7 protein-coding genes and 1 pseudogene are annotated in these 7490 nt (G+C 30.8%); 6 read left to right on the top strand and 2 right to left on the bottom strand.

Going from position 1 to position 7490, the window contains the following annotated elements:
- The first annotated feature begins 39 nt into the window (after positions 1 to 39).
- The 6 genes from CVT14_RS10385 to CVT14_RS10360 all read left to right on the top strand — a co-directional run bounded on the left by CVT14_RS10385 (position 40) and on the right by CVT14_RS10360 (position 6418).
- On the top strand, positions 40 to 3402 hold the full coding sequence (locus CVT14_RS10385; RefSeq protein WP_107850299.1) for a hemagglutinin repeat-containing protein: 3363 nt from the start codon (positions 40 to 42) through the stop codon (positions 3400 to 3402).
- Positions 3399 to 3959, top strand: coding sequence for a hypothetical protein (locus tag CVT14_RS10380; protein WP_107850298.1), 561 nt, complete (start codon positions 3399 to 3401; stop codon positions 3957 to 3959). Before CVT14_RS10385 ends, CVT14_RS10380 begins: the two co-directional genes overlap by 4 nt.
- Before the next feature lie 195 nt (positions 3960 to 4154).
- On the top strand, positions 4155 to 4625 hold the full coding sequence (locus CVT14_RS10375) for a hypothetical protein (RefSeq protein WP_107850297.1): 471 nt from the start codon (positions 4155 to 4157) through the stop codon (positions 4623 to 4625).
- Between the two features lie 60 nt (positions 4626 to 4685).
- Complete coding sequence (locus CVT14_RS10370; protein WP_107850296.1) at positions 4686 to 5459, top strand: hypothetical protein; 774 nt, start codon at positions 4686 to 4688, stop codon at positions 5457 to 5459.
- 10 nt (positions 5460 to 5469) lie between these two features.
- A complete protein-coding gene (locus CVT14_RS11135; RefSeq protein WP_107850295.1) occupies positions 5470 to 5658 on the top strand; it encodes an HAD domain-containing protein in 189 nt (62 codons plus the stop codon).
- A 472-nt stretch (positions 5659 to 6130) separates the two neighbouring features.
- Positions 6131 to 6418, top strand: a complete 288-nt coding sequence (locus CVT14_RS10360; RefSeq protein ID WP_107850294.1) for a hypothetical protein — start codon at positions 6131 to 6133, stop codon at positions 6416 to 6418.
- A gap of 306 nt (positions 6419 to 6724) precedes the next feature.
- Here the strand turns inward: CVT14_RS10360 and CVT14_RS11130 are convergent.
- Both CVT14_RS11130 and CVT14_RS10350 read right to left on the bottom strand, forming a co-directional pair.
- A pseudogene (locus tag CVT14_RS11130) lies at positions 6725 to 6826 on the bottom strand (hypothetical protein); the annotation flags it as partial.
- A 412-nt stretch (positions 6827 to 7238) separates the two neighbouring features.
- Positions 7239 to 7490 (bottom strand): hypothetical protein (locus CVT14_RS10350; protein ID WP_107850293.1); only part of this gene is annotated, 252 nt, incomplete at its 5' end.

The following is a 7490-nucleotide window of genomic DNA, read 5'->3' as shown; positions in this document are numbered from 1 at the left end:
AAGTCAAAGGGCTTTTTCTCTAAAAAAGAGTCTCATCTAATGGCTATAAATCAAAAGGTCATCAGCTCAAATTTAAATGCAGGCGATATTAGCTTAAAAGCTGGGGGTAATGCAATAGTAACTGGCTCAAATTTAAGTGCTAAAAATGATATAAACATAGATGCGAATAATATAGGCCTGGCTCCAACAGCTTATAAAAATGATGAGGCAAGGGCTAGCTCTAAGAAATCATTTGGTGGATTAAAATCTAGCCTTGATATGCACTCTCTAGCAAAGACAAACTTGCAAGGCTCATCCCTAAGCACCGCTCAAGGAGATATAAATTTAAATGCAAACAACGACATCTCTATAATCTCATCTGACATAAAAGGTGGTGGTGATGTAAATTTAAATGCTAAAAACAACCTATCTATACTAGCAGCTAAAGAGCAAATAAAAGAAAAAAGCATTCATAAGAGCTCAAACATTAATATAATCTCATTATTGACATACCCTGGTATGCTGGTGGCTTCTGCGATAGATCCTATCGGAACTGGTTCAAATACCTACTTATTTGAACAAATATTTGGGGATACTCTGACTCAAATTTATCGCTCTACATATAACGAAAAGGGAAGTCTTGATGCGCTAGCGAAGCTTTCAAACATATCTGCAGCCAAAGAGCTCAATCTAAAAGCAAATGAAGCTACTATAACTGCAAATTTATCAAGTAAAGATGATACTAATATAAAGGCAAATTCTATTGAGATATCTAATGCCAAAAACGAGCATAGTAGCTATGAGATATCTAAGAGCAAGGGTATAAATTTACCAAGTACTAAAGATCTTGCAAATGATCAAAAACCAAAACCTATAAAAGAATTTAAGTACGATACTAGCACCAAGACAAGAGTAGCAGACGCAGAGTATGAAAAATCTACCACCGATGTAGCATCAACTAAAGCTATATCGTCAAACCTTGTTTCAGATAAAAATATAAATTTAAAAGCAAACGAAGAGATAGGCATCACTGGATCAAATTTGATCGCCAAAGAAGATATAAATCTAATAAGCAAAAAAGCAAATATCGATATATTAAATAGCACTGACACTACTGATATATCAAAAGCACTAAAACAAGCAAAAGCAGCTCTTTCTATCACTGCCCAAAACGAATACGTAGAGGTGGCTCCAGCTAGTCTTGCTTTGATAGAAGCTATAAAGCAGCTTAAAAAGGTAAAAAAAGAGTATGATAGCTATAAACACACTAGAGATGATCTAAAAGATAAACTACATGAGCTAAAACAAGCCTATAAAAGTAAAACTCCTGGCATAGATGGCTCAGATATAGAAGATCTATCAGATATCCTTGAAAATGTTAATGACGAAGAGAGATACTATAAGGCAAATATAGCTTTAGCTATGGCAAACGTAGAAGCTAAGAGCCTAGCACTTATAGCTCAAGTAGCAGCAGCTGCAAAGGCAGCATCTAACTGGTATACATTTGGCTTTAGTGTAGGAGTAGCAGCTAGTGTAAATGGTCATAAATCAAAATCAAACTCAAATGAAGTTACCTCTAATCCGTCAAATTTAAGTGCAAATAACATCAAGATACAAACTCCAAATGATACAACTATCACTGGTTCAAATTTAAGCGCTAATAATCTAATAGATATAAACACAAACAACTTAAATATAAACTCTAGCAAAAACACCTATACATCAGAAAGTAAAGATAAGAGCATAGGTGGAACCATGAGATATACTATGTATGGTGGCGGTGGCGGAAGTGCCGGGCTTAACTACTCTACTAGCAGCAGCGACACTGAAAGCCTAACAAACAACAACTCTCATCTTTACTCAGCTAAAGATATGAATATAAACACAGCCAATGACGCAACCATTAAAGGAGCAAATTTAAGAGCTGATGAGAGATTAAATTTAAAAGTAGGAAATAACCTAAGCTTAGAGAGTGTAAGAGACAAATACGCATATAACGAAAGAGGATATAGTGTAGGTGTTGGTATAGGATTTAGTAGTGATAAATCACCAAACTCAAGCTTTGCTAATCCATCTAGCACAAAGGCAACTAGCTCTAATGCAAATTTCTCTAGATCAAGCTCAAACACAATAACTAAACAAACCGTACTCTCATCTATAACAGCTAATGAGCTAAACGTAGAGGTAGGTAAAAACACTCATCTAAAAGGATCACTACTAGCAGCAGGAGAGTATGATAAAGACAATACCTTTATAGATAACCACAACCTAAATTTAAAAACAAATACCCTAAGCTATGAGAACCTATCAAATACAAGCTATGCTAAAGGAACAAACTTTAGCATAGGTGCTAACTATATCCTAGAAGATAAAAACAATAAAGATAGCAAATCAAATAACAATCAAGAAGATAAATTTACAGGTCTTAAATCAATAGATCTATCTAACCATAGAAATTTAAGCTACAGCTTATCTAAAAACCTAGCAACTCTAGGTAGTGGCAACATAGAGATAGCAGATAAAGATAACTCTGATGATCTAACAAGACTAAATAGAGATACAACTAAACTAACAAAAGATCTAGTAAATACTAGCATAAGCTCAAATGTAGATGCTAGTATGGATTTAAGGGTGCTAACAGCTGATGGAAGAGAGCAGATAAAGCAAGAGTTAGAAAAAGTTGGGCAAGGGATTGCTAAAATTACTTTAAAGGCTCTGCTTGGCAATGAAGTTTATAAAAAAACAGAAATTATAATTGAGAATTTAAAACGAATAAAAGAAACAGACCCACAAAGATATAATGAAATAGTAAAGGCAATCAATGAATATAATAAAGAGCAAGAAGCACTAAAAGGAAGTTTTATCCCAGCAGCTGTTTTACCTATTGCACCAGCTGTATTAGAATTTTTAGTAGAAATAGGAGCAGTCTCAGTTGCTCTTGGTGGTGCCTACGGTGCTAAAAAGATTGGGGATAAATTTGTAGAAAATTCATCTGAGTATGATTTTTCGTATGATATAATCAAAAATGCTTCAAATCAGCAAGAAAATACACAGACAGCAGAACAGCAAGGTGGCAATGTTCAAACTTCATCGCCAGCACCATTACCGCCAGATGATGATGACAATGATGTTAAAATTTCAAATAAAAATAACGGCTTTTCAAATAAGAGAATTTTAAACAATGGTGATGTTCAAATAAAAGGTAACAAGAACATATCGCTTGATGTTGAAAGAGGGGGTTCTGGTAAAGTGAACATTCATATTAAAGTCGGAAACGAAAAATATTTTTATGATTTCAACTCTGGAAAATATATTTCAAATAGTGGAAGTCAGTTATCAAGTAGCATATCTAAAAATTCAAAAATACAAGAAGCTACTAAAAAAGCATTAGACTACGCAAATAAAATTAAGGATTTAAAATGAGTGAAGTAATTTTAAAAAATTCTAATTTGAAAAAAACTGAATTAACTTATGCTTCTAGTTCCATAATCTATGATAGTTTAAAGGAATTTATTTATTCGAAATATAATGGAGATTGTTTAAAAATAGATATATTCGGTAAAATAGATAATGACTTTAGAGCAATTGCTGTTATAGCAGCAATGGATAATGAAAATGATGAAATAATACATAAGCTTAATTTGCAATATTTTGATAGAAAATATGACTATGGCGAATTTGATATTGTTAAAGAAATAGCTAATGCAAAATCTTGTGTTTTGTTAAAATTAAAAGAGAGCGAAATTCTTACAAAAATATTATCTTATATTTCTTTTGAAAAATTTATGGGCTCTTATTTTTCAAAAGGTAGATTTATTGGAGAGAATATCAATAATTTGAAATTTATCGGTGTTTGTGGGGATTTAAAAAACGAAAAATATATTGAAAAAATAAATTTGTTGGATTTGATTAAACATATTGGAAATATAGAAAATTTAGATGATTTTTATATAACAAAATTTATAAGTGATTGTATGTGAAAAATAATTATATTGTTAATTCAGAAAATTTTGATAAAGAATTTAAAACTTTACTCAAAAATAAAAATAAGAAGTGTGTGATAAAATCGAAATTTGATTTTGAAAATGTTTGTGTCGGTAAAAAAATAGAATTGATTAAATTGTAATTGCCAATAAAAATTTAGTTGGAAGTATAAAGCGTTAAAGCTACTTTTAATGGCTGGTGCTAGCATGACAGATATGCTTTGGAATAACTCGTTTGACGCAAATTCTCAAGATTTAGCACAGGCAAAAGAGTATCTATCGCAGTTTAAAGATCAAACCTATATAGATAAAGAGGGAAAAGTTCAAAACTACTTCGTAGCTAAAGAAAATGACTATACAAAGCCATATATAAATTTATACGAAGCTGCATTTAGCGGAGTTTCAAATCTTTCTGATTATCTAAAAAGTGGCATAACTCAGTCTCCTTATCAGGGCATAATGGATAAAATAAAAAATGCTACTGACCATGCTTTAAATAATAAAGCAGATACTGCAAAAGCAGTAGGAAGTGAGATAAAAAATTCTCTAAGAAATTGTTCTAATGGTTTTATGCTTTCAACTGAAGGTGAATGGAAAGAATATACTGGAAAGAAATTAAATGAGCCTAAAGATGCTATTTTATTTAATCTACTTGAAGCCTAATTTTAGTACAATGATGTAGAAAAATCTAATTTAGAAAAGTACTTAGGATAAGGAAATAAAATGAAGAAGTTAATTAGTATTCTAACAGTAGCATTAGTTTTAGTTGGTTGTGGTAGAGAGCCAGTTGTATTAAATGAGACAAATACACTTGCATTTTATAATGACTTTGGATTAAATATAAGAATGATAGTTGCAACTGAGAAAGAGTGTCCTAAAGATATCTTAGTAAGTGAGATTTCTAAGTATATGGATAAAGATCCAAAACATAGAGATCCTAAGATTAGTTGCACAGTACATGAATCAGGCATGAGTACTTCAAAATACTTTGTATATGACTTTAAAGATAATAAATTCGTTAGAAATCCAGATAAGAGATTTACATTTATTCCTACTATTCCATTCTTTAGTTGGGCAGAAGGATTAGATGATGCTGGATTAAGAATTATTTTAAGATTAAATAGAAAAGAACTCCAGATACTTTCTAAATCACTATCTGAAGTTAGAGGAAGTAATTTTGAGTCATTAAATGAAGGTAATCAATTTCCATTAATTGGATTAGATGAAGTCAAAGATTTACTTTTATTAAAAGAAGATACTAATATTAATTATGATAACTGGATTATATATGAACCTGATAATGATAGTGATAGAAATAGATGGTATAAAGTATTTCCAAGTGATATAAGAAAAGTATTTATCTTTGGTAAAGACACTTCAGATAAAGGAATTGAAGATAAATATTATAATTCAGTTATTGATATTAAGAAATTTAGAGAGTATAAAAAGAAAAATGAGTCATTAGTTATAGTAGGTACAACTAAAGATAGAAAATAAAGGTAGAGTAATGAATAAAGTTATATTCTTAGATGTAGATGGTGTATTGAACATTCATAGTGAGTCATATAGAACAAATGATATCGCACATTACTACCATTTCCCAACTGATATAATTAGACTCGAATTTCGCTTAGTTAAGAGACTTGAATACATTATAGATAAAACTAATGCAGATATGGTAGTTTGTTCAGGATGAGGAATAGATATTCTTAAAGAAGTATTGTATATAGTTAAGTTTAAGCATATTTATGAAGTTGATTTAATGAATTTGCTTAAACAAAATTGGAACTTAAATAGAGGAATATATTATAAAAAGTTACTTATAAATTTACTAATTTTAACAAGTATGTATTTACAGTAGGTACACAAATCAAGAAAGATAAACTTGGCAATAGATAGGAAACCCCATTGATTACTATAGCTCAAGGTTTATGGTAGTTAGCATATGGCTAGTGATGCTAGTTTTGATAATACCAAAAATAGACTTGAATAAGTTTAATTAATGGGTAATATAGTTCAGTTTCACAATTATCTTCTACAAATAGAGGCATTCGGAAAAAACTAGAAGACTTAGAAATATAATCGGTATTATGGTAGCATCCGCACAAGACTTTCATTCTAAAATCAGCTAAAATTCGGTCTATTATGCATATCGTAAAGGATTTTATATGGCTGAATCTCACGTAATATCGGCTCTCGTTAGTAGGCACTCGGAGCTTCAAGGAAATATCAAATATCATCAATATATAATCTCAAAGCTAAAATCCGAGCTTGAAACTGAAGATAAAACTATTGCGATATTTGACCCTAGTTATAAAACCATGTTCATTCGAGCTAAAAGAGCTAATAACACTTCGTATTTTCCTCACGGAGAATTAAATCGTAGGGTTATAGAGTATTTAAAGATAAAGTCTAGCACTGCAAATGAAATAGCCGAGTATGTTTTTAAAGACTAGGAGGTGGACGACGTTTTTATTGCTAAATATAAACAAAACATATCTTCTTTAATTTCAAAGCTCATAAAAAGAGGAACTGTCTCTTATTCTACCGACAATGGAGTAAAATTTTACAAGATAACTTCCCAAACCCCAACAAATCTTTTAGCTACCCTGTGATTGCCTTGCCGTCTGCTTGCAGTTACGAGCACAGAGAAGTAAAGTAACCGCAAAACTCGTTAGATATTGGGTTGTCGGCTAAATATCTCGATAAAATATCGTCCATAATAGCCTTATTATCAAGTCTCCTCGTATCCTCGCGGTAAGCTATTTTTCATTAGCGTAGTTTGATAGGTAAAGCGTTCCTAGCTTATGGCATTGACCATATTGTAGCCTTCTAAATCTAGCGTTAAAGCTTTCTAATTGATTATTATTTTCTTTGTTTAGTCCTACATTCTATTTGGCTTCAAGCTTGGACTTTATTTTTGAGATTATATATTGATGATATTTGATATTTCCTTGAAGCTCCGAGTGCCTACTAACGAGAGCCGATATTACGTGAGATTCAGCCATATAAAATCCTTTACGATATGCATAATAGACCGAATTTTAGCTGATTTTAGAATGAAAGTCTTGTGCGGATGCTACATAATACCGAAAATCAATAAAAAGAAAAATGAAAAATACAAGCTTTAAGCTTGGTAGAAAATTTGGGTCTTTAATAATGCTCTAAGCCTGCTTACATGGAGCCTATAAAAGATAAAGATAAAAAGAATTTAAAATGGTTATTAAAAAAGAAGTTAAAAAAATTATAACTACAAATTTACTACTAAAACTTAACCTAAAATTGTTTTTTAAGAACAGTAAATTTATAATTTTTCCCAACTTCTTCGCCAACTTGTTTAAAGCCAAGCTTTTTAAAAAGATTAATGGCAGGTTTTGAATTTTCTATATCACATCTAGCAATCATATAATTTGAATAACTTTTGGTATTTACATATTTTTTCTGTATGGGAATAATATTTTTTTCGTATTCATTAATAAAAAATTTTGAAATTCCTTTTTTTCTAAAACCTTTTAATATATATAGCAT

Origin of the sequence: Campylobacter concisus (genome assembly GCF_003048445.1) — a bacterium.
In the GTDB taxonomy this organism is placed as follows: domain Bacteria; phylum Campylobacterota; class Campylobacteria; order Campylobacterales; family Campylobacteraceae; genus Campylobacter_A; species Campylobacter_A concisus_BF.
The sequence above is the reverse complement of the archived record's forward strand: the minus strand, read 5'-3'. Positions and strand labels throughout refer to the sequence as shown.